Annotated in this window: 10 protein-coding genes; 7 read left to right on the top strand and 3 right to left on the bottom strand. The window is 70.7% G+C overall.

Features of this window, described 5'->3' with window-relative positions; translation table 11 throughout:
• Window positions 1-506, bottom strand: a 506-nt coding sequence (locus tag HWX14_RS36605) for a hypothetical protein (protein WP_244130325.1), incomplete at its 3' end; no start/stop codon positions are given.
• A 33-nt stretch (window positions 507-539) separates the two neighbouring features.
• Entirely contained in the window at window positions 540-13,253 is a 12,714-nt protein-coding gene (locus tag HWX14_RS24695; RefSeq protein WP_175884980.1) for an autotransporter-associated beta strand repeat-containing protein, read from the bottom strand.
• A 737-nt stretch (window positions 13,254-13,990) separates the two neighbouring features.
• Here HWX14_RS24695 and HWX14_RS24690 point away from each other — a divergent pair.
• Together HWX14_RS24690 and HWX14_RS24685 are read left to right on the top strand one after the other, a co-directional pair.
• Entirely contained in the window at window positions 13,991-14,449 is a 459-nt protein-coding gene (locus HWX14_RS24690) for a (2Fe-2S)-binding protein (RefSeq protein WP_175884979.1), read from the top strand.
• 21 nt (window positions 14,450-14,470) lie between these two features.
• Window positions 14,471-16,966, top strand: a complete 2,496-nt coding sequence (locus HWX14_RS24685; protein ID WP_175884978.1) for a xanthine dehydrogenase family protein molybdopterin-binding subunit — start codon at window positions 14,471-14,473, stop codon at window positions 16,964-16,966.
• A gap of 81 nt (window positions 16,967-17,047) precedes the next feature.
• On the opposite strand, the gene HWX14_RS24680 is transcribed toward HWX14_RS24685, so the two are convergent.
• Window positions 17,048-18,073, bottom strand: coding sequence for an AraC family transcriptional regulator (locus HWX14_RS24680; protein ID WP_175884977.1), 1,026 nt, complete (start codon window positions 18,071-18,073; stop codon window positions 17,048-17,050).
• Between the two features lie 351 nt (window positions 18,074-18,424).
• Here HWX14_RS24680 and HWX14_RS24675 point away from each other — a divergent pair, with 351 nt between their 5' ends.
• The 5 genes from HWX14_RS24675 to HWX14_RS24655 all read left to right on the top strand — a co-directional run bounded on the left by HWX14_RS24675 (window position 18,425) and on the right by HWX14_RS24655 (window position 23,340).
• Window positions 18,425-19,672 (top strand): dienelactone hydrolase family protein, encoded by a 1,248-nt coding sequence (locus HWX14_RS24675; RefSeq protein WP_175884976.1) that lies wholly within the window; start codon window positions 18,425-18,427, stop codon window positions 19,670-19,672.
• Between the two features lie 40 nt (window positions 19,673-19,712).
• Window positions 19,713-20,501, top strand: a complete 789-nt coding sequence (locus HWX14_RS24670; RefSeq protein WP_175884975.1) for an SDR family oxidoreductase — start codon at window positions 19,713-19,715, stop codon at window positions 20,499-20,501.
• A gap of 64 nt (window positions 20,502-20,565) precedes the next feature.
• A complete protein-coding gene (locus HWX14_RS24665; protein ID WP_175884974.1) occupies window positions 20,566-21,804 on the top strand; it encodes a styrene monooxygenase/indole monooxygenase family protein in 1,239 nt (412 codons plus the stop codon).
• A gap of 5 nt (window positions 21,805-21,809) precedes the next feature.
• Window positions 21,810-22,337 (top strand): flavin reductase family protein, encoded by a 528-nt coding sequence (locus tag HWX14_RS24660; protein ID WP_175884973.1) that lies wholly within the window; start codon window positions 21,810-21,812, stop codon window positions 22,335-22,337.
• A 37-nt stretch (window positions 22,338-22,374) separates the two neighbouring features.
• Window positions 22,375-23,340, top strand: a complete 966-nt coding sequence (locus HWX14_RS24655; protein ID WP_175884972.1) for a transporter — start codon at window positions 22,375-22,377, stop codon at window positions 23,338-23,340.
• Window positions 23,341-23,477: the final 137 nt, after the last annotated feature.

The raw sequence follows: 23,477 nt of genomic DNA, 5'->3' as shown, positions 1-23,477 counted from the left end.
GAGACACCGCCTGCGTTGGGGCTGCCGACCGTCACCACCCCATTCCCCCATCCCGTCACGGTGCCGACGAGTTGCCCGGCCCCCGACGATCCGCCTGTGACGATGAAGCCGTCGGTATTGCTGAGACTTCCCGGCACGGCAGTCACGACCACCGCCTGAGACGCAGTGGCGGCCAGGCTGAACAAAGCCGCGACCGACAAGGCGATGCCTGTCAATTTCACGTTCGTTTTCGTTTTCATGAATACCCTCATTTCGGTTGGACAACCGCGGAACAGCTCGAGCGATGACGCGTGGACCCTGCCGCCCGAAGGCGACACGAATCGTTCGCGGATTGCCCGATACGTCAAGGCGTTGAAACAGGTTCCAACAGGCCGATGCAACGGGACACCCGACACCACGTGACGCACTTCCTGAAAATTGATTTGCATCACGAAATTTCTGCGATGCGAATATGAAAACCAGCCACCACCGAACCATCGATCGCCGACAAACGATCGGCCGCTCACGACAACTTCATCGCAAGCGGCCGCCGCCTCCCTTTAGAACTTCCACAACAGATTGCCGTACAGCGCGTGATCGCTGACGTGACCGCCGAGCTGGCCGCTATACGACAAACCGAGCGACAGGTTCTTCGTCACGGCCGCATCGACACCGACCTCGAGCACGGCCGCATCGCGCGCGATCGGCACGCCGACCACGCTGAACGGCGCGCCGCCGCTCGCGAACGACAGCGTCGAACCCGGTTGCGTATTGCCGAACGCATGCCGCCAGCCGATCGTGCCGAAGGTCGTGACCTTGCCCTTCGTCGTGACCGCGACGTCGGTCGAGGCCCGCACGCCGAGCGTCGAGAAGCCGAGGCCGGTCGTGTCGGAATCGCCCTGCAGCGCAGCCGCGCCGCCGTTCTCCTTGAAGCCGCCGGTGTGCAGGCTCGCGAACGCGAGGCCGACGAACGGCTCGACCGCGACGTTGCGAATGGCCGTCGAGTAGCCGATCTCCGTGAACACCTGCGTCGCGTTCGCGTCGTAGCTCGCGGTGTCGTGATCGGCGAAGCTGCCGAACGACGGATTGCGCTCGCTATGCACGCGGTACCACGACTGCGACACGCCGCCGCGCACGTTCCACGCGTCGTATCGGCCGCTGGCGTACAGCGCGATCGTCCCGCCGTTGACCTTTGCCGATTCGTTCTGGTCGGTATTGAGCTGGCTGCGCGACGCGCCGCCCGCGATACCGACGCGCCAGTGGCTGCTGACCTCCGCATCCGTACCGACGATGAAGCCATACAGGTTGCGATCGATCGACGCGACGCCGTCGCCGTTGAACCGGCTATGCGAACCGTACAGCCGGCCCCACACCGCGGGCTTGTACGACTTGGCCGGCGTGCAGCCATTCTCCGCGGCCATGCGCCGGTCGAGCGCCGCCGCGTGATCGTCCGCCGACACCGGCGCCTCGCATCCGCACAGCGCCCCGCCCGGCTGCGAACCGAGCCGCGCGCGATCGAGCACCGCGTCGCGCACGTAGCGGCTATCCGACAGCAGCACGCTGCGCGTACTCGGATACAGATCGCCGGCCAGTTGCGTGAAGGCGCGGCTGGCGGTCGGCGCATCCGACGTCAGCACCGTATCGAACAGCGGGTTGCCGGCGCCGAGCGTGCCGACCGCGCCCGCCACCGCTTGCCCGTCGGGCGTCGTCGCAACCGACGCGAACGGCGTGCCGTTCGGCGTCAGCGACATCAGCACCTGCGCCGGGTTGTACGTGAGCGTCGGCGTGAGGAACGCATACGTCGAGTTCACCGCGCTGAACTGCCCCTGCACGCCCGCGCCGGCATTCACGATGGTGTAGAGCTTGCCCGGCTGGTATTGCCCGGTCGCCGCGACGACCTGTACCGACCCACCGTTGAGGGTGGCGGAGCCGGCCACGTCGAGGCCGCCGCTCTGTTGCGGCGTGGCGCCGACCTGCAGCGTCGAACCCGGCTGGAAGGTCGCGTTACCGGCGACCTTCAGCGGCTGCCCGAGCTGAAGGACCGATGCGGTGCCGCCGCCCGACACGAGCAGGCCGCCGATCGTGCCCGTCCCGGTGACGGTCGCGCCGCTGCCGACGGTCACCGGCGAGCTGGCCAGCGAACCGGTGACGGCGAGCGTGCCGCCGGTCACGGTCGTCGGCCCGGACAGCGTGTTCGTGCCGCTCAGCACCTGCGCGCCCGTGCCGGCCAGCGTCAGCGGGCCGGTACCCGACAGCGTGCCCGCGAACGAGCTGGTGCCCGCGGTATTGACCGTCAGCGGCGTCGCGCCGAGGTTCACGTTCGAACCCGTCGTGCCCGACAGCGTGCCGATCGACTGCGGTGCGGCCGACGCCGCCAGGTTCAGCGTCGCGCCGCTGCCCGCGAGAATCACCGGGCTCGTCGGCGCGAGGCTGCCTGCGCCGGCGAGCGCGAGCGTGCTGCCGCTGCCGACCGTCGTGCCGCCGGTGTACGTGTTCGCGCCGGTCAGCGTCTGCGTGCCGCCGCCCTGCACCGCGAAGCCGCCGGCACCCGCGATCGTGCCGCCGAACGAACCGCCCGTCGGGCCGGCCACGGTCAGCGTGTTGCCGCCGAGATTCACGGTCGAACCGGCCGCGCCCGACAGCGCGCTGGCGGTCTGCGGCGTCGTCGTGCCGCTGACGTCGAGCGTCGCGCCGTTGCCGGCCAGCGTCAGCGCGCTGCCCGCCGACAGGCCGCCGTTGCCGCCGACCGCCAGCGTGCTGCCGTTGCCGATCGTCGTGCCGCCGGTGTACGCGTTCGCACCGCTGAGGGTCGTCGTCGACGGGCCGCTGACCGCCAGGTTGCCGCCGCCCGAGATCGGGCCGCTCAGGCCGAGGTTGTTGGCGCCGCCGACCGTCAGCGTCGAACCCGTGCCGAGATTCACCGCGTTGCCGAGCGTCGTGCCCGCGACGCTGGTGCCGAGCGTGCCGCCATTGCCGCCGACGCTCAGCGTGCCGCTGCCGAGTGCGGTCGGCGCGCCGGCGATCAGCGTGCCGCCGCCCGTCACGCTGGTGCCGCCGGTGTACGTGTTGGCGCCGGAAAGCGTCGTCGTCGCGGGGCCGCTGAGTGCGAGCGTGCCGCTGCCCGAGATCGCGCCGCTCAGGCCGAGGCTGTTGGCGCCGCCCACCGTCAGCGTCGTACCGCTGCCGAGGTTCACCGCGTTGGTCAGCGTCGTCCCCGGCGCGCCCGCGGCCAGCGTGCCGCCCGCGCCGCCGGTGTTCAGCGCGCCGGCGCCGAGCGCCGTGTTGCTGCCGGCGACCAGCGTGCCGCCGCCGGTCAGGTTCGTGCCGCCCGTGTACGTGTTCGCGCCCGTCAGCGTTTCGGTGCCCGTGCCCGACAACGTGAGGCTGCCGCCCGTACCGGCGATCGTGCCGCCGAACGTGCCGCTGCCCGAGCCGCCGAGCGTCAGCGCATTGCCGCCAAGGTTCACCGTCGAACCTGCGACGCCCGACAGCGCGGTCGTCGTTTGCGGCGTGGTCGCCGCGCTGACGTCGAACGTTGCACCCGCACCGGTCAGGTTCAGCGGGCTGCTGCCGGACAGGCTGCCGCCCGCGCCGATCGCCAGCGTGCCGCTGTTGATCGTCGTCGCGCCGGTGTACGTGTTCGCGCCGGTCAGCGTTTCGGTACCGGTGCCCGACAACGTCAACCCGCCCGTGCCGCCGACCGTCCCGCCGAAGGTGCCGCTGCCCGGCCCGCCGAGCGTCAGCGTGTTGCCGCCGAGGTTCACCGCCGAACCCGATACGCCGGACAGCGCGCCCGTGGTCTGAGGCGTCGTCGCGGCGCTCAAGTCGAGCGTGGCGCCCGTACCCGACAGATCGAGCGCGCTGCCCGCCGACAGGCTGCCGCCCGCGCCGACCGCCAGCGTGCTGCCGGTGCCGATCGTCGTGTTGCCCGTGTACGAGCCGGTGCCGCTGAGGGTCGTCGTCGACGGGCCGTTCACCGCGAGATTGCCGCCGCCGCCGATCGCGCCGCCCAGGCCGAGATTGTTCGCACCTCCAACTGTCAGCGTGGACCCGGCGCCGAGGTTGATCGCGTTGGTCAGCGTGGTGCCGGCCACGCTGGTGCCGAGCGAGCCGCCCGCGCCGCTGGTGTTCAACGCACCGGTGCCGAGCGCCGACCCATTGCCCGCGAGCAGCGTGCCACCGCCGCTCAGGGTCGTGCCGCCCGTGTACGTGTTCGTGCCGGTCAGCGTTTCGGTGCCCGTCCCGCCCAGCGTCAGGCTGCCGCCCGTGCCGGCGATCGTGCCGCCGAAGGTGCCGCTGCCCGACCCGCCGAGCGTCAGCGCATTGCCGCCGAGGTTCACCGTCGAACCCGCCACGCCCGACAACGCGCCCGTCGACTGCGGCGACGTGGCCGCGCTCACATCGAGCGTCGCGCCTGCACCGGCCAGATCGACCGCGCTGCCGCCCGACAGGCTGCCGCCCGCGCCGACCGCCAGCGTGCTGCCGTTGCCGATCGTCGTGTTGCCGGTGTATGAGCCAACGCCGGTGAGCGTCGTCGTCGACGGGCCGCTCACCGCCAGATTGCCGCTACCAGAGATCGCGCCGCCGAGGCCCAGATTGTTCGCACCCCCAACCGTCAGCGTCGACCCCGCCCCCAGGTTCACCGCGTTGCCGAGCGCCGTGCCGGCCACGCTGGTGCCGAGCGTGCCGCCCGCGCCGCTCGTGTTCAGCGCGCCCGTGCCCAGTGCCGAACCGTTGCCCGCGATCAACGTGCCGCCGCCGGTCAGGCTCGTGCCGCCCGTGTACGTGTTGTTGCCGGTCAGCGTTTCGGTGCCCGTCCCGCCCAGCGTCAGGCTGCCGCCTGCACCGGCGATCGTGCCGTCGTACGTGCCGCTGCCCGACCCGCCCAGCGTCAGGTTGTTGCCGCCCAGGTTCACCGTCGAACCGGCGACGCCGGACAGCGTGCCCGTCGTCTGCGGCGTGGTCGCGCCGCTCAGGTCGAAGGTTGCGCCCGCACCCGTCAGGCTCACCGGCGTCGTCCCCGACAGGCTGCCGCCCGCGCCGATCGCCAGCGTGCCGCTGTTGATCGTGGTGGCGCCCGTGTAGGAATTCGCGCCGGTCAGCGTTTCGGTGCCCGTGCCGTTCATCGTCACGCCGCCCGTGCCGGCGATGTTGCCCGCGTAGCTGCCGCTGGCCGACCCGCCGAGCGTCAGGTTGTTGTTGCCCAGGTTCACCGTCGAACCGGCCACGCCCGAGATCGCGCCCGTCGATTGCGGCGACGACGCGCCGCTCAGGTCGAGCGTCGCGCCGGACCCCGTCAGGCTGACCGGGCTGCTCGACGACAGGCTGCCGTTGCCGCCGATCGCCAGCGTGCCGCTGTTGATCGTCGTCGCGCCGGTGTACGTGTTCGTGCCCGTCAGCGTTTCGGTGCCGGTGCCCGACAGCGTCAAGCCGCCCGTGCCGCCGATCACGCCGCCGTACGTGCCGCTGCCGGCGCCGCCGAGCGTGAGCGTATTGCCGCCCAGGTTGACGTTCGTGCCCGTGCCGCCGGACAGCGCGCCGCTCGTCTGCGGCGACGTGGCCGCGCTCAGGTCGAGCGTCGCGCCGGTGCCCGACAGGTCGATCGCGCTGCCCGACGACAGGTTGCCGCCCGCGCCGACCGCCAGCGTGCTGCCGCCGCCGATCGTCGTGCTGCCGGTGTAGGTGTTCGCGCCCGACAGCGTCGTCGTCGACGGACCGTTCACCGCGAGATTGCCGCTGCCGCCGATCGCGCCGCCAAGGCCGAGATCGTTCGCCCCGCCGACCGTCAGCGTCGAACCGCCGCCGAGGTTCACCGCGTTGCCCAGCGTCGTGCCCGGCGTGCTCGCGGCCAGCGTGCCGCCTGCGCCGCTCGTGTTCAGCGCGCCGGTGCCGAGCGCCGAGCCGCTGCCCGCGATCAGCGTGCCGCCGCCGCTCAGGGTCGTGCCGCCCGTGTACGTGTTGTTGCCGGTCAGCGTTTCGGTGCCGCTGCCCGACAACGTGAGGCTGCCGCCCGCGCCGGCGATCGTGCCGCCGTACGTGCCGTTGCCCGTGCCGCCGAGCGTCAGGTTGTTGCCGCCGAGGTTCACCGTCGAACCGGCCACGCCGGACAGCGTGCCGGTCGTCTGCGGCGTGGTCGCGCCGCTGACGTCGAACGTTGCGCCCGCACCGGCCAGATTCACCGAGCTGCTCGCGGCGAGGCTGCCGCCCGCGCCGATTGCCAGCGTGCCGCTGTTGATCGTCGTCGCGCCCGTGTACGTGTTGGTGCCGGTCAACGTTTCCGTGCCGGTGCCCGACAGCGTCAGGCCGCCCGTGCCGCCGACCGTTCCGCCGAAGGTGCCGCTGCCCGACCCGCCGAGCGTCAGCGTGTTGCCGCCGAGGTTCACCGCCGAACCGGCTGCGCCCGACAGCGTGCCGCTCGTCTGCGGCGACGTGGCCGCGCTCACGTCCAGCGTCGAGCCCGCGCCGGCCAGGTCGATCGCGCTGCCCGACGACAGGCTGCCGCCCGCGCCGACCGCCAGCGTGCTGCCGCCGCCGATCGTCGTGTTGCCGGTGTACGTGCCGGCGCCGGTGAGCGTCGTCGTCGACGGACCGTTCACCGCCAGGTTGCCGCTGCCGCTGATCGCGCCGCCGAGGCCGAGGTTGTTCGCGCCGCCGACCGTCAGCGTCGAGCCCGAACCGAGATTGATCGCGTTGGTCAGCGTCGTGCCGGCCACGCTCGTGCCGAGCGTGCCGCCTGCGCCGCTCGTGTTCAGCGCGCCCGTGCCGAGCGCCGAGCCGCTGCCCGCGAGCAACGTACCGCCGCCCGTGAGGGTCGTGCCGCCCGTGTACGTGTTGTTGCCGGTCAGCGTTTCGGTACCCGTGCCCGACAACGTGAGGCTGCCGCCCGCGCCGGCGATCGTGCCGCCGTACGTGCCGCTGCCCGACCCGCCGAGCGTCAGGTTGTTGCCGCCGAGGTTCACCGTCGAACCGGCCACGCCGGACAGCGTGCCCGTCGTCTGCGGCGTGGTCGCGCCGCTGACGTCGAAGGTCGCGCCCGCGCCGGCCAGATTCACCGGGCTGCTCGCGGCCAGGCTGCCGCCCGCGCCGATCGCCAGCGTGCCGCTGTTGATCGTCGTCGCGCCGGTGTACGTGTTCGCGCCGGTCAGCGTTTCCGTTCCCGTGCCGGCCATCGTCAGCCCGCCCGTGCCGCCGATCGTCCCCGCATAGCTGCCGTTGCCGGCGCCGGCCAGCGTCAGCGTGTTGCCGCCGAGATTCACGTTCGTGCCCGCCACGCCGGACAGCATCCCGCTCGTTTGCGGCGTGGTGGCCGCGCTGATGTCGAGCGCCGCGCCGCTGCCCGCGAGATCGAGCGCGCTGCCCGCCGACAGGCTGCCGCCCGCGCCGACCGCCAGCGTGCTGCCGCCGCCGATCGTCGTATTGCCGGTGTAGGTGTTCACGCCCGTGAGCGTCGTCGTCGACGGGCCGCTGACCGACAGGCCGCCGCTGCCCGAAATCCCGCCGCTCAGCCCGAGATCGTTCGCACCGCCAACGGTCAGCGTCGAGCCTGCGCCGAGATTCACCGCATTGCCGAGCGTCGTGCCGCCGACGTTCGTGCCGAGCGAGCCGCCCGCGCCGGTCACGTTCAGCGCGCCGGAACCCAGCGCGCTGCCGTTGCCGGCAATGAGCCCGCCGCCGCTCAACGTGGTGCCGCCGTCGTAGGTGTTCGTGCCGGTGAGCGTCGTGGTGCCCGCGCCGGTCTGCGCGAGGCCGCCGCTGCCGGAAATCGTGCCGCTCAGCCCGAGATCGTTCGCGCCGTTCAGCCCGAGCGTCGCGCCCGCGCCGAGCGTGACCGCGTTGCCGAGCGTCGTGCCGCTGACGCTCGCGTTCAGCGTGCCGTTGCCGGTCACGTTCAATGCGCCCGAACCGAGCGCCGTATTGCTGCCGACGCTCAGTCCGCCGCTGCTCAACGTCGTCCCGCCGCTATAGGTGTTCGCGCCGCCGAGCGTGGTCGTGCCCGAGCCGCCGTGCACCACGCCGCCTGCGCCGGAAATCATGCCGTTCAGGCCGAAGTCGAACGCGCCGCCGAGATTGAGCGCCGAGCCCGCACCCAGATCGACGGCGTTCGCCAGCAGCAGGTTCGCCGTGCTCGCGTTGAGCGCGCCGCCGCTGCCGGTGACGCTGAGCGTGCCCGTGCCGAGCGCCGTGTTGCTGCCGACCGACAGGCCGCCGGCACTCAGCGTCGTGCCGCCCGTGTAGGTGTTCGCGCCGGTGAGCGCGGTCGTTGCGCTGCCGGTTTGCGCGAGACTGCCGCCGCCGGCGATGATGCCGCCGAGGCCGAGGTCGTTCGCGCCGCCGAGCGTCAGCGCCGAACCGGTGCCGAGATTCACCGCGTTGTTCAGCGTCGTGCCGCCGACGCTCGCGGCCAGCGTGCCGCCCGCGCCGCCGACGTTCAGCGCGCCGGTGCCGAGCGCCGCGCCGTTGCCGGCGATCAGCGTGCCGCCGCCGGTCAGGTTCGTGCCGCCCGTGTACGTGTTGGCTCCGTTCAGCGTTTCGGTGCCTGTACCCGCCAGCGTCAGGCTGCCGCCCGCGCCCGCGAGCGTGCCGCCGAACGTGCCGCTGCCGGCGCCGCCGAGCGTCAGGCCGTTGCCGCCGAGGTTCACCGTCGAACCGGCCACGCCCGACAGCGTGCCGATCGCCTGCGGCAGCGCGGCGCCGCTCAGGTCGAACGTCGCGCCGGCCCCGCCCAGATTCACCGCGCCGCCCGCGGCGAGGCTGCCGCCCGCGCCGATCGCCAGCGTGCCGCTGTTGATCGTCGTGCCGCCGGTGTACGTGTTCGCGCCGGACAGCGTCTCCGTGCCGGTGCCGGACAACGTCAACCCGCCCGCGCCGCCGATCGTGCCGCCGAACGTGCCGTTACCGGCACCGCCGAGCGTCAGCGTGTTGCCGCCGAGGTTCACCGCCGAGCCGGCGGTGCCGCCGAGGCCGCCCGTCGCCTGCGGCGACGTGGCCGCGCTCAGGTCGAGCGTCGCGCCCGCGCCGGCCAGATCGAACAGGCTGCCGCCGGACAGGCTGCCGCCCGCGCCCACCGCGAGCGTGCTGCCGTTGCCGATCGTCGTGCTGCCGGTGTACGAACCGGCGCCGGTGAGCGTCGTGATCGACGGGCCGTTCACCGCGAGATTGCCGCCGCCCGAAATCGCGCCGCCGAGGCCCAGGTTGTTCGCGCCGCCGACCGTCAGCGTCGCGCCCGCGCCGAGATTCACCGCGTTGCCGAGCACCGTGCCGCCGACGCTCGTGCCGAGCGAGCCGCCCGCGCCGGCGACGTTCAACGCACCCGTGCCGAGCGCCGCGCCGTTGCCGGCGATCAAGCCGCCGCCGCTCAGCGTCGTGCCGCCCGAGAACGTGTTCGCACCGAGCAGCGTCGTCGTGCCGCTACCGGTTTGCGCAAGGCCGCCGTTGCCGGAAATCACGCCGCCCAGGCTCAGGTCGGCCGCGCCGTTCAGGCCCAGCGTCGCGCCCGCGCCGAGGTTCACCGCGTTGCCGAGCACCGTGCCGGCGACGTTCGTGGCCAGCGTGCCGCCCGCGCCCGCGACGCTCAGCGCGCCCGTGCCGAGCGCCGCGCCGTTGCCGGCGATCAGCCCGCCGCCGCTCAGCGTGGTGCCGCCCGAGAACGTGTTCGCACCGAGCAGCGTCGTCGTGCCGGTGCCGGTTTGCGCGAGGCTGCCGTTGCCGGCGATCGTGCCGCTCAGGCCGAGATCGTTCGTGCCGTTCAGCCCCAGCGTGACGCCGGCCCCGAGATTGACCGCGTTGCCGAGCGTCACGCCGGGCACGCTCGCGCCGAGCGACGCCGAGCCGTTGACGTCGAGTGCGCCGAGGCCGAGCGCCGCGCCGCTGCCGACCACCAGGCTGCCGCCCGTCAGCGCGGTGCCGCCCGCATACGTGTTGTTGCCGGTGAGTGCCTGCGAGCCGGTGCCGGCGAGCGTCAGCCCGCCCGCCCCGCCGATGTTGCCCGCGAACACGCCGCTGCCGCTGCCCGCCAGCGTCAGGTGGTTCGCACCGAGATCGATCGTCGAACCTGCGACCCCCGACAATGTGCCGATCGACTGCGGCGTGGTCGCCCCGCTGATGTTGAACTGCGCGCCAGCGCCGGTCAGGTTGACGGGGCTCGACGCGGCGAGACTGCCGCCCGCGCCGATCGCGAGCGTGCCGCTGCCGATCGTGGTGCCGCCGGTGAACGTCTCGGCCGCGGTGAGCGTCGTCGTGCCCGGGCCGCTCACGGACAGGCCGCCGGCTCCCGAAATGATCCCGCCCAGCCCGAGATCGTTCGCACCGCCAACCGTCAGGGCCGCGCCCGCGCCGAGCTGGATCGCGTTGCCGAGCACCGTGCCGCCGACGGTCGTGCCGAGCGAGCCGCCCGCGCCGGTCACGTTCAGCGCGCCCGTGCCCAGTGCGGCGCCGTTGCCGGCGAGGATGCCGCCGCCACTCAGCGTCGTGCCGCCCGAGAACGTGTTCGCGCCGGTCAACGTCGTGATGCCCGAGCCGAGTTGCGCGAGACCGCCGTTCCCGGCGATCACGCCGTTCAGGCCGAGATCGTGCGTGCCGGTCAGGGACAGCGTCGCGCCCGCGCCGAGGTTTACCGCGTTGCCCAGCGCGGTGCCGTTCACGCTCGCGCCGAGCGCACCGCCCGCACCGGCGACGTTTAGCGCGCCGCTGCCGAGCGCCGTATTGCTGCCGGCGAGCAGCGTGCCGGCGCTCAGCGTCGTGCCGCCGCCGAAGGTGTTCGCGCCGGACAGCGTCGTCGTCCCCGTGCCGCTCAGCACGAGACCGCCGCTGCCGCCGATCGCGCCGCTCAGGCCGAGGTCGTTCGCGCCGTTCAGCGTCAGCGATGCGCCGTTCAAATTGATGCCGTTCGCGAGCGCCGCGCCGGCAGCCAGATCCGCGCTCAGCGAACCGCCGAGGCCGCTCACGTTCAACGCGCCGCCCACGCCGAGCGCCGTGGCGCCGCCGACGATCAGGCTGCCGCCGCCCGTGAGGCTCGCGCCGCCCGTGAACGTGTTCGCGCCGGACAGCGTCGTCGCGCCGGTGCCGCCGAGCGCGAGGCCGCCCGCGCCCGAGATCGCGCCGTTCAGGCCGAGATCGGCGGCGCCGTTCAGGCCGAGCGTCGCGCCCGCGCCCAGGTTCACTGCATTGCCGAGCACGGTGCCGGCGACGTTCGTCGCGAGCGTGCCGCCCGTGCCGGATACGTTCAGCGCGCCCGTGCCGAGTGCCGCGCCGTTGCCGGCGATCAGCCCGCCGCCGCTCAGCGCCGTGCCGCCCGTAAACGTGTTCGCGCCGAGCAGCGTCGTCGTGCCGCCGCCGCTTTGCGCCAGGTGGCCGCTCCCGCCGATCACGCCGCCGAGGCTCAGGTCGGCCGCGCCGTTCAGGCCGAGCGTCGCGCCCGCACCGAGGTTCACTGCATTGCCGAGCAGCGTGCCGCCGACGCTCGTCGCGAGCGTGCCGCCCGCGCCGGATACGTTCAATGCCCCCGTGCCGAGCGCTGCGCCACTGCCGGCGATCAACCCGCCGCCGCTCAGCGCGGTGCCGCCCGAGAACGTGTTCACGCCGAGCAGCGTCGTCGTGCCCGTGCCGCTTTGCGCGAGACCGCCGTTACCGGCGATCGCGCCGCCGAGGCTGAGGCCGGCCGCGCCGTTCAGGCCCAGCGTGGCCCCTGCATCGAGATTCACCGCATTGCCGAGCAGCGTGCCGCCCACGTTCGTCGACAACGCGCCGCCCGCGCCGGTCACATGCAGCGCGCCGGTGCCGAGCGCCGCGCCGTTGCCGGCGATCAGCCCGCCGCCGCTCAGCGCCGTGCCGCCCGAGAACGTGTTCACGCCGAGCAGCGTCGTCGTCCCCGCGCCGGTTTGCGCGAGGCCGCCATTGCCTGCGATCGTGCCGCCCAGGCCGAGGTTGGCCGAACCGTCCAGGCCCAGCGTCACGCCGGTGTCGATATTCACCGCATTGCCGAGCAGCGTGCCGCCGACGCTCGCGCCGAGCGTGCCGCCCGCGCCGCTCACGTTCAGCGCGCCCGTGCCGAGCGCCGTGCCGGTGCCGACGACGAGCCCGCCGCCGCCCGTCAGATTCGTTCCGCCCGTGAACGAATTGGCGCCGTTCAGCGCCAGCGTGCCGGTGCCGATCGCGTTCAGTGCACCGCCGCCGGCGATCGCGCCGGACAACGCGAGCCCGTTCGCGCCGTCGACGGTCAGGCTCGTGCCGAGCGCCACGTTGTTGAGGAGGTTCACGCCGGCCGCGCCGGCTTCCAGCGTGCCGCCGCCGGCGACGATCGTGCCGGTGCCCAGCGCACCGGCGCCGTGGACGATCGCGGTGCCGCCGGTCAGCGACGCGTTCGTCGCGGTCGATGCGCCGGTGATGTCCCACGTGCCGCCCTGCACCGCGAGGTTGTTGAAATTGCCGAACGTATCGACCGCGATGGCGCCGTTCGTCGCGCCGCCGGCCGTGTTCAGTTGCAGGTTCAGCGTGTTGTTGCCGCCCAGGCCGGCATCGACGCCGAGCCCGACCGACGAACCGGTCAGCGCATTGAATGTGTTCGACGTGCCGAGGGCCGCGCCGAGCGACACGTTGCCCGTGACGGTGCCGGCGTTGGTGAACGTGTTCCCGGCGCCCGGCGTCCCGCTGGGCGCGAGCACGACCGAACCGTTGATCGCGCCGCCGCTCGCGTTGGTGAAGTTGACCTGCGCGCCGCCCGACGTGGTCACGACCTGCGCGGTGGGCCCCGCGCTGAAGCCCAGCAGGCCGGTCGTACCGATCGTGCCGGCATTCGTGATGTTCGTCGTGCCGCCCGTGCCGTTGTTTACCGTCAACGCCGGCCCGTTGAGCAGCGAGCTCGTCGACCCCATCATCACGCCCGAACTGGTGTTCGTGACGTTGACGGTGCTCGCCGACCCGACATTGCCGACCACCGTGCCGTTCGACACGAGGCTCAACCCGGACAGCGCGGGGTCGATCCTGCCGTTGTTGGTCAGCGTGACGCCGCTGCCGGTCAGCGACAGCGCGGTGCCGCCGAGCAACGGCACCACGGATACGGTCGCGAGCGGCGCAACGGTCAGGTTGAGATTGTTGGTGCCGTTCGAATAGGAGGTGGTGGCTCCGGTACAACTGACGGTCGTCGTTCCAGTGCAGGCGGCCAGGGCGTCGACGGGGACGATCCCGGCGCCGACCAGCGCGACCAGCATGCCGGTCGGGACGAGGAATTTCGGACGTGCTTCCGCGCGCTTTTTGTTCGGGCCCATGCGCATACGCATAATCACACCTTCCCATAAGAGAATCGACGACACCGGGGTATTGCCTCGACGCATTTAAAATACCGAAGGCAAATACCGGAATTCGTTATTCGATGTTTTTTGGAAAAAACACGCCCCGCCACCAATCCGAAGCGATTGGCTTGATTAAAAACCAGTGAGAATGAATCGACGAGAATTATTGAATCGGCATATTTTACTTTTAAGCCCCCTTCATCACCCGGTAAATTTTTCGCTAATCAGAAACAGTTGTTTTCATATAGCCGGAAGCACTGCCCGGGGGAGCACAGTCGATCCCCGTCCGTCCCTGCAGGCCAACACCGCCTCCCCGCCGAAATCCCGCACGCACGGGGCCTTCCGCCCGACGATCAAACGCCGGACCGGTCCGGTCGGATAACCGTACCGCCGTTGCCCCGCCTACCCGTTCGGCAGTGCCTGCCGTCCGATCCACATGTCTCCAGGTGTGATCGCGAGTCAAATATAGGCTCGACTCGCAAACGTTTTCCATGGGCCGGATAATTTTTTGGCAAAACTCAATATTCTTTCATTCTCATTTACTCATTTACCCTCGAGATGAAAATGATTCTCTTTAAGTAAATCGCGAAAATCATTAAGAAAGGCAAAAAATTCGAATTCCCCGATGCAGCTTCTTTAGCGGATCTGCTTTAATTGATTCAGATCCGCCGCATTGTCTTTCTGTTTCGCGGGCGATAACGAGGTGTCCAAGGGAGAACTTCACGATGGTGACGTTGAACATCAACAACCGGCCGGCCGAGATCGACGCCGATCCGTCGACACCGGTGCTCTGGGTGCTGCGCGACAACCTCGGGCTGACCGGCACCAAGTTCGGCTGCGGCACCGGCGACTGCGGCGCCTGCACCGTTCACGTCGACGGCCGGGCGGCCCGAAGCTGCACGCTGGCGCTGTCGGCGGTGGGGAGCGCGCGCATCACGACGTCCGAGCATCTCGCCGACGACGCGGTCGGCAAGGCCGTCCTCGACGCGTGGATCCGGCACGACGTCGCGCAATGCGGCTACTGCCAGAGCGGCCAGATGATGAGCGCGGCCGGCCTGCTGCGGAGCAACAAGGCGCCGACCGATGCCGACATCGACCGCGCGATGACCGGCAACCTGTGCCGTTGCGCGACCTACCAGCGCATCCGCGCCGCGATTCACGATGCGGCCAGCGCGCTTGCCTGAGCCTGCCGGGAGACATTGACCATGCGTATTCGCACTGCCGGGCGTCCGGCGAGCACCGACACCCCCCACTCCGACGCTTCGCCGGTCGCCGGAACAGGTTCCCCGAGGCTCGGCCGGCGCGGCTTCCTGAAGCTGACGATGGCCGCAAGCGGCTGCCTGGCGCTGGGCATCGCGCCGACCCGGGCCGCGGCCGAAGCCGGGAAGGCCCTTCCGTCTTCGCCACCGCAAGCATTCCTGATCATTGCCCCCGACAACACCGTGACCGTTGCCGTCAACCGCACCGAATCCGGCCAGGGCGTCAGCACCGCGTTGCCGATGGCGCTGGCCGACGAGCTCGACGCCGACTGGCGCAACGTGCGCACCGTGCTCGCGCCGGCCGGCGAGCCGTACAAGGATCCGGTGACGGGCATCCAGATGACGGCCGGCTCGACGTCGGTCAATCACTCGTTCGCGCAATACCGCGAACTCGGCGCATCCGCCCGCGCGATGCTCGTCGCCGCGGCCGCGCAGCGCTGGAACGTCGATCCGGCCACGTGCCGGACCGCGAATGGCGTCGTGACGTCCGGCAGCTACCGCGCGACCTACGGCGAGCTCGCACCGGCCGCGATGGCGATGCCGGTACCGCAGCGGGTGCCGTTGAAGTCGCCGGACCAGTTCCGCATCATCGGCAAGCCGACCCCGCGCGTCGACGCGCGCGCGATGCTCGACGGCACGCTCAAGTACGGGATGGACTGGCGTTTGCCCGACACGATGGTGGCCGTGGTCGCGCGCCCGCCGCGCTTCGGCGGCAAGGTCGCGAGCTACGACGCGGCGGCGGCCCGGGCCGTCAAGGGCGTGGTCGAGGTCGTCGAGATTCCGACCGATCGCGGCGGCACCGGCGTGGCCGTGATCGCGAACGGCTACTGGCCGGCCAAGCTCGGCCGCGATGCGCTGAAGATCACGTGGCAGGACGCCGGCTCGACCGTCACGTCCGCCGAGCAGATGCACGCGTACAAGCAGCTCGCCGGCACGCCGGGGACCGTGGTGCGCACGGCCGACGCCGGCAGCGCGCCGCCGGCGGCCACGCGAATCGAGAAGGATTACGAATTTCCGTATCTCGCGCACGCGGCGATGGAGCCGCTCAGCTGCACGGTCGACGTCGGGCCGGCGAACTGCGCGTGCGGGATCAAGATCTGGGGCGGCTCGTCGCTGCAGACGACCGACCGCGCGGCGGTCGCGAAGGCGCTCGGCGTCGCGCCGGAGAAAGTCCAGATCTTCACGCTGACGTCGGGCGGCGACTACGGCCGGCGCTCGACGCCCACGTCGGACTACGTGGTCGAAGCCGCCCGCGTGTCCGCCGCGTATCTCGCGGCCGGCCACCTCGGCCCGGTCAAGACGATCTGGACGCGCGAGGACGATCTGCGCGGCGGCTACTACCGCCCGATGGTGCTGCATCGCGTCGACATCGGCGTCGACGGCAGCGGCGCCGTGCGCGACTGGCAGCACGTCGTCGTCGGCCAGTCGGTGCTGAAGGGCTCGCCGCTCGAGCGCACGACGATGCTCAAGCGCGGCACCGATCCCAGCCTGACCGAAGGCGTCGCGAACAGCCCGTACGGTTTCCCGATGCAGGTCTCCGTCCATCAGACCGACGCCGACGTGCCGGTCCAGTCGTGGCGTTCGGGCGGCCATACGCATACGGCGTTCGTGATGGAAACGCTGGTCGACGAACTCGCGCACGCGGCGCGTCAGGACCCGGTCGCCTACCGGATGGCGCGGCTGGCCGGCCCCGAGCACGCGCCCCATCGCCAGGCGCTCGCGCTGGCCGTCGACAAGTCCGGCTACGGCACGCGCACGCTGCCGGCCGGGCACGCGTGGGGCGTCGCGATGCACGAAACGGCCGGCTCGGTCGTCGCGTACGTGACCGACGTGTCGATCGACGCGCAGCAGCCGCGCGTGCATCGCGTGACGGCAGGCGTGTACGCGGGCCGCATCGTCAACCCGACCGGCGCGGAAGCGCAGATCCAGGGCGGCGCGCTGTTCGGCCTCGCGACGACGAAGCCGGGCTTCGCGATCGACGTCGACCACGGCGCGGTGCGCAACGCCGGTTTCGCCGACTATCCGCCCGTGCGCATGCAGGACGCGCCGCCGGTCGATGTCTTCTTCGTGCCGTCGGACGCGCAGCCGACCGGGTTGAGCGACGCCGGCGTGCCGCCGATCGCGCCGGCGGTGGCCAACGGCGCGTTCGTCCTGACCGGCGAGCGGCTGCATGCGTTGCCGTTCGCCCCGATGCTGGTCGCATCGGCCGCCCCGGCGATGCCGGCGGCCCCCGCGGCGGCGGCCGACGAGGATCCGTACGGCGACCTGCCGGCCGGCGGCTGCCGGATTCCGCACAAGGTCAAGCGGGCCGCGTTGAAGCCCAAGACCGACCAAAGCCACGCAGGCGTCGGCCAGGCACCCGCGGTGCCGAAATTCCTGCGGCCGAAACGGCGCGCCGGGATTCCGTGTATCGAGGATCTGAAGAAAGGCACGGTGACGTAGACGATCCGCCGGGCGTCCACCTCCGGCACGCCCGGCCGCACCGACCATCGCAACGGCGGGACACGGTTCCCGCCGTTGCGTTCACCCCCGCGCGCGCCGCATCCTGAGCGTCGCCGACGGCGATTCGCCGAACGCGCGCTTGTACTCGATCGCAAACCGGCCGAGGTGCGCGAACCCCCATTTCAGCGCGACGTCGGTGACCGACGCGAGCCCCGGCGTGTCGTCGGCCAGCAGTTCGTCGCGCACATGTTGCAGCCGCAACTGTCGCACGAAGCCCATCGGCGTGATCCCGTGGCGATTGCGAAAGCCGGCGAACAGCGTGCTCGGGCTGACGCCGGCGAGTTCGGCGAGCCGTTCGATCGTCAGCGGCTCGTCGAGATGCGCGCGAATGTATTCCTCGACGCGCCGCACGTAGAACGGCGCGAGCGGTGCCGGCGCGGAACGTGTGCCGTTGCGCGCGGTGTTCGGGTGGCCGTACAGCAGCAGGTTCAGCAGCGTCGATTCGAGCTGCTCGAACGCGAGCGGATGACGCAGCGGATGCGCGTCCGTCGCGATCGCGCCGGCGAGCACCGGCAGCAATTGCGCGAGACAGGTGCCCTGCGGCGACGACAGGTCGAACTCCGGTTCGAATTCGACGCTCGCGCGCCGGTCGTCGCCGAAATGCCGCTGCGCGTGGCGTTCCATTACTTCGCGCTCGATGCGCAGGATCGCCTGCGGGCACGCGTCGCCCCAGCGCATCTTCAGCGGCAGCGTCGGCGAAATCAGCGACGCGGTGCCCGGCGACGACACGAAGCGCGTCGCGCCGCATTCGATCTCGGCGTCGCCGCGCAGCGGAATCTGCAGCAGGAAGAAATGTTCGAGCGGCCCCGGCTCGATGCTGACGCCGCCGCCGTAATCGAGCAGGTTCAACGACAGGTTGCCCCAGCGTGCGTGGTGCATACAGCTGTGCAGCGCGCGCGATTCGCCGGTCGGCGTGAGCCGGTGCGGCTTGAATACGTCCGCCACGCGCGCACGCACCTCGTCGACGTCGTTCGACTCCAGCATCAGCGTGTCGTGATTGAAACAGGCGGCATCGGCCAGCCAGCCGGTTTCGGAAAATTGCGCCATCGAAGTTCTCCCGTCGTGCTCGATCGCACTCGCGCCGTGCATGCATTCCCGCTATCGGGGAATGGTTCGCACGATCCGGACAGCGGCCGGAGTATCCGGACAGTCCGTCCTGCGAAACACGCAAGTCCCGCGCAAGCCACGCAAGAAGCGGACCGTTCGCGCATCGTAGAAAACTGTGCGGGCTGTCCGCATCCGCACATACCCGCAGTCGGCCCCGGCCCGCCGGCCCGCGGCGGCCGCTGCCGCAGGTTTCCGGAATTCGCGGATACCGGCCGAAGAAAGCGGATAGAAACGCCCATTTCGGCCGCCAATACTGGGCCCGTCACCGAAACCAACCGCATGGAGGGACGCATGAACGGACGTCACATCGAGATTCCATCACCGGACGGCGGCGCGTTCCGCGCGTACCTGAGCACGCCGGCCCGCGGCACGGGGCCGGGCATCGTGCTCTGTCACGAGATCTTCGGCGCGAACGCGACGATGCGCGACGTGGCCGACTACTACGCCGAGGAAGGCTATACGGTGCTCGTGCCGGACCTGTTCTGGCGCCAGTCGCCGGGTATCGAGCTCGGGTACACGGCGGCCGACTTCGAGCGCGCGATGGCCCTTTATCGCGAATACGACGAAAACAAGGGCGTCGAGGATATCGGCGCCGCGCTGGAGGTGCTGCGCCAGCGGCCGGAATGCACGGGCGAGGCCGGCGTGCTCGGCTACTGCCTCGGCGGCAAGCTCGCGTATCTCGCCGCGTGCCGGCTGCCGGGCGTGGCCGCGGCGGTCAGTTACTACGGCGTGGGCATCGAGCACGCGCTGGACGAAGCCGCGCACCTGCACGGGCGGCTCGTGCTGCAGATCGCGGCGCAGGACCGCTTCTGCCCGCCCGATGCGCAGCAGCGCATCGCGGATGCGCTGTCCGGCCGCGACGGCGTCGAAGTGTACGTCTACCCCGGCGTCGATCACGCGTTCGCCCGCGCCGGCGGCGATCATTACGACCAAGCCGCCGCGGTCATGGCCCACCAGCGCGCGATCGCCGCGTTCCGCGCCGCGCTCGGCCCGCACTACGACCTGTCCGCGCTGTGGGAAACGCATCTGCAGCACGAGTTCGACACGCGCAACGTCGACGCGACGATGGCCACGATGGTCGCCGAGCCGTACGTCAACCATATTCCGACGCTGACGGGCGGCGTCGGCCACGACGAACTGAAGCGCTTCTACACGCATCACTTCGTGCATGCGAACCCGCCCGACACGACGATCACGCCGATCTCGCGCACGATCGGCGCGAGCCAGATCGTCGACGAACTGCTGTTCTGCTTCACGCACACCACCGAGATCGACTGGATGCTGCCGGGCGTCGCGCCGACCGGCAAGCGCGTCGAGATTCCGCTCGTCGCGATCGTCAAGTTTCGCGGCGACAAGCTCTATCACGAGCACATCTACTGGGATCAGGCGAGCGTGCTCGTGCAGATCGGCCTGCTCGATGCGGCCGGCCTGCCGGTCGCGGGCGTCGACACGGCCCGCAAGCTGCTCGACGTCACCGTGCCGTCGAACGGCCTGATGCGCCGCTGGCGCGACAGCGCGCCGCCGACGGCTGCGCGCTGACGCGGCCCTTCCCTCACCCCACGATTCCCGGAGACACCCCATGAATGCCCTTGCAGGCAAAGTCGCGCTCGTCACCGGCGGCGCCACGCTGATCGGCGCCGCGGTCGCGCAGGACCTGAGCCGCGCCGGTGCGTGCGTCGCGATCCTCGATCTCGATGCGGACAACGGCACACGCGTGGCCGCATCGCTCGGCGAACGGGCGCTGTTCATCGCGCTCGACATCACCGACGACCGCGCGATCGAGCGTGCCATCGCGACGATCGTCGATCGGTTCGGCGCGATCGACGTGCTCGTCAACCTCGCGTGCAGCTATGTCGACAACGGCATCCACGCGACCCGCAACGACTGGCTCGCGGCGATGGACGTCAACGTCGTGTCGGCCGCGATGCTCGCGAAGGCCGTGCATCCGCACATGGCGCGGCGCGGCGGCGGCGCGATCGTCAACTTCAGCTCGATCTCCGCGCAGTGCGCGCAGACCGGCCGCTGGCTGTATCCGACCTCCAAGGCCGCGATCCGTCAGCTCACGCGCAGCATGGCGATGGATCTCGCGCCCGACGGCATCCGCGTCAATTCGGTGTCGCCGGGGTGGACCTGGTCGCGCGTGATGGACGAGCTGACGCACGGCGATCGCGCGAAGACCGATCGCGTCGCCGCGCCGTTTCATCTGCTCGGGCGCGTCGGCGATCCGTCGGAAGTCGCGCAGGTCGTCACGTTCCTGTGCAGCGACGCGGCGAGCTTCGTGACGGGCGCCGACTACGCGGTGGACGGCGGCTATGCCGCGATGGGCCCCGAACAGGCGGTGCCGGCGATTCCGCGCCTCGCGGAGTAACCGCGCGTCGCTGCTGCTTCCCGCAAACACTACGGCCGCTACACGACCCACCAAGGAATTTCCCATGAGACGCATCGCTATCGTCGGCGCCGGCCAGTCCGGCCTGCAACTCGCCTTCGCCCTGCTCGACCAGGGCTACCACGTCACGCTCGCGACCAACCGCGACGCCGGGCAGATCCGCTCGGGCAAGGTCATGTCGAGCCAGTGCATGTTCCACACGTCGTTGCAGATCGAGCGCGACCTCGGCCTGAATACGTGGGAGGAAGCGTGCCCGTCCGTCGAAGGCATCGGCATCGCGGTGCCGCACCCGGACGGCAACGGTCGCAAGGCGATCGACTGGTCGTCGCGGCTCACTCTCTACGCGCAGTCGGTCGACCAGCGCGTGAAGATGGCCGACTGGCTCGACGGCGTCCGCCGCCGCGGCGCGGACGTGCGCATCGCCGACGTCGGCGTGCCCGAACTCGAGGAACTCGCACGCAGCCACGACCTCGTGCTGCTCGCGGCCGGCAAGGGCGACATCGTCGGCCTGCTCGGCCGCGACGACGCGCGCAGCCCGTTCGATCGACCGCAGCGCGCGCTGGCCCTCACCTACGTGACAGGGATGACGCCGAGCGAGCCGTACTCGCGCGTGCGCTTCAACCTGCTGCCGGGCATCGGCGAATACTTCGTGTTTCCCGCGCTGACCACCACGGGCCCGTGCGAAATCATGGTGTTCGAAGGCATCCCGGGCGGCCCGCTCGACTGCTGGGCCGACGTGAAGACGCCCGAGCAGCATCTGGACCGCAGCCTGTCGTTCCTGCAGCAGTACGTGCCGTGGGAATACGAGCGCTGCCGCGACGTCGCGCTCACCGATCCGAACGGCACGCTGGCCGGGCGCTTCGCGCCGACCGTGCGCAAGCCGTTCTTCCGGCTGCCGTCGGGCCGCGCGGTGTTCGGGATGGCCGATGCGGTGGTGGTCAACGATCCGATCACCGGCCAGGGCTCGAACAATGCCGCGAAATGCGCGAACGCCTACTTCGACGCGATCGTCGCGCGCGGCGCCGCACCGTTCGGCGAAGACTGGATGCACCAGACGTTCGAAGGCTACTGGGCCTATGCGCAGCATGTCGTGCGCTGGACCAACTCGCTGCTGACCCCGCCGCCGCCGCACATCCTCGAACTGCTCGGCGCGGCCGGCCAGTTGCCGTCGCTTGCGAAAACGATCGTCGACGGCTTCGACGATCCGCGCCGGTTCGCGCCGTGGTGGTTCGAGCCGTCGGCGTGCGCGGCGCTGATTCGCGAACACAGCGTGCGTGCGGAGTAATCGCGATGGAAACCACCGTTACCGAACGCACGGCCCTCGACCCGATGCAGTTGCGCGCCGCGTTCGGGCAGTTCCCGACCGGCGTCACCGTGATCACCACGTGCGCGGCCGACGGCCGCAAGGTGGGCCTCACCGCGAATTCGTTCTCGTCGCTGTCGCTCGATCCGCCGCTCGTGCTGTGGAGCCTGCGCAAGCTCGCGCCGAGCCGTCCGGATTTCGTCGCGGCAACGCACTTCGCGATCAACATCCTCGCGCACGACCAGATCGACCTGTCGCGCCGCTTCGCGACGCCCAGCGCCGACAAGTTCGACGGCGTGCTGCACATGGATTCGGAGAACGGCGGCGTGCCGTGCCTCGACGGCGCGAGCGCGCGCTTCGTGTGCCGCAACGTCGGCCATTACGAAGGCGGCGATCACTTGCTCTTCATCGGCGAGATCGAACAGTTCGACGCATTCGGCAAGGCGCCGCTCGTGTTCCATGCCGGCCAGTACCGCGCGATCGCCGATCATCCCGATCTTTCACGCGCACCTTGATTAGTACACACAAGCAAATAACCAGGAGGTGGTGAACATGAAAATCGGCTCTCGCCTGCTCGTCGCCGCAGGCTTCGCGATCGCCGGCCTCGCCGGCCTCGCTGGCCATACACCGGCCCATGCGGCCGACCTGCCGGCGGTCAACCTCGGCATGACGAGTTTCCTCGACGGGATGCCGCCGGCCGGCGCCGGCTGGTACGGCACGCAGTACCTGCAGTACTACACGGCCGGCCGCGTCAACGACAATGCGGGCAACAAGGTCGGGCTGCCGAAGCAGGACATCGACCTGTTCGCGGGATTGAGCCAGCTCGTCTATCAGTCGCCGCTGACGTTCGCGGGCATGCATCCGGGCCTCGACGTGATCCTGCCGTGGATCGCGTCCGCGCGGACTGACGACGGGATCGGCAACGTCGCGCTGAATGCGCGCGCCGGCTTCGGCGACCTGCTGATCGGCCCGTTCGTCCAGTTCGACCCGGTGATGGGCGCGCAGGGCCCGCGCTTCGCGCAGCGCGTCGAATTTCAGTTCATCGTGCCGACCGGCGCGTACGATCCGTCGCGCGCGATCAATCCGGGCAGCCATTTCTGGTCGTTCGATCCGTACTGGGCCGCGACGCTGTGGCTCACGCCGAAATGGACCGTGTCGTGGCGGCTGCACTATCTGTGGAACGCGACCAACCATCAGCCGGCCACGGCGCTCGGCCCGGACGTGACGTCGACGCAGGCGGGCCAGGCGATCCACGTGAACTTCGCGACCGAGTACGAAGTGCGGCCCGGCCTGCGGCTGGGGCTCAACGGCTACTGGCTGCGCCAGACCACCGACATGAAGGCCAACGGGCAGGACGTGCCGGGCACGCGCGAAGCCGTGTTCGCGATCGGGCCGGGGGCCATGTATAGCTTCTCGCCGCACGATCACCTGCTGTTCAACGCGTACTTCGAGATCTATGCGCGCAACCGGCCGCAGGGCACGCGGATGGTGCTGCGCTACGTGCATCACTTCCAGTGACGCCCGCCACCGGATCAGCCGGCCCGATCGTTATCGTCAGATGAATCCGGCTCAACGCGATGGATGCTGCCGGCCTCGACACGCGTGTCCTATAGTGGTCGAGAAGGCAGGAAAAACCATCCGTCACGAACCCGGAG

Origin of the sequence: Burkholderia sp. BCC0044 (assembly GCF_902832955.1) — a bacterium.
Classification (GTDB): Bacteria; Pseudomonadota; Gammaproteobacteria; order Burkholderiales; family Burkholderiaceae; genus Burkholderia.
Note: the sequence above shows the minus strand (reverse complement) of the source record. Positions and strands in the feature narration are given on the sequence as shown.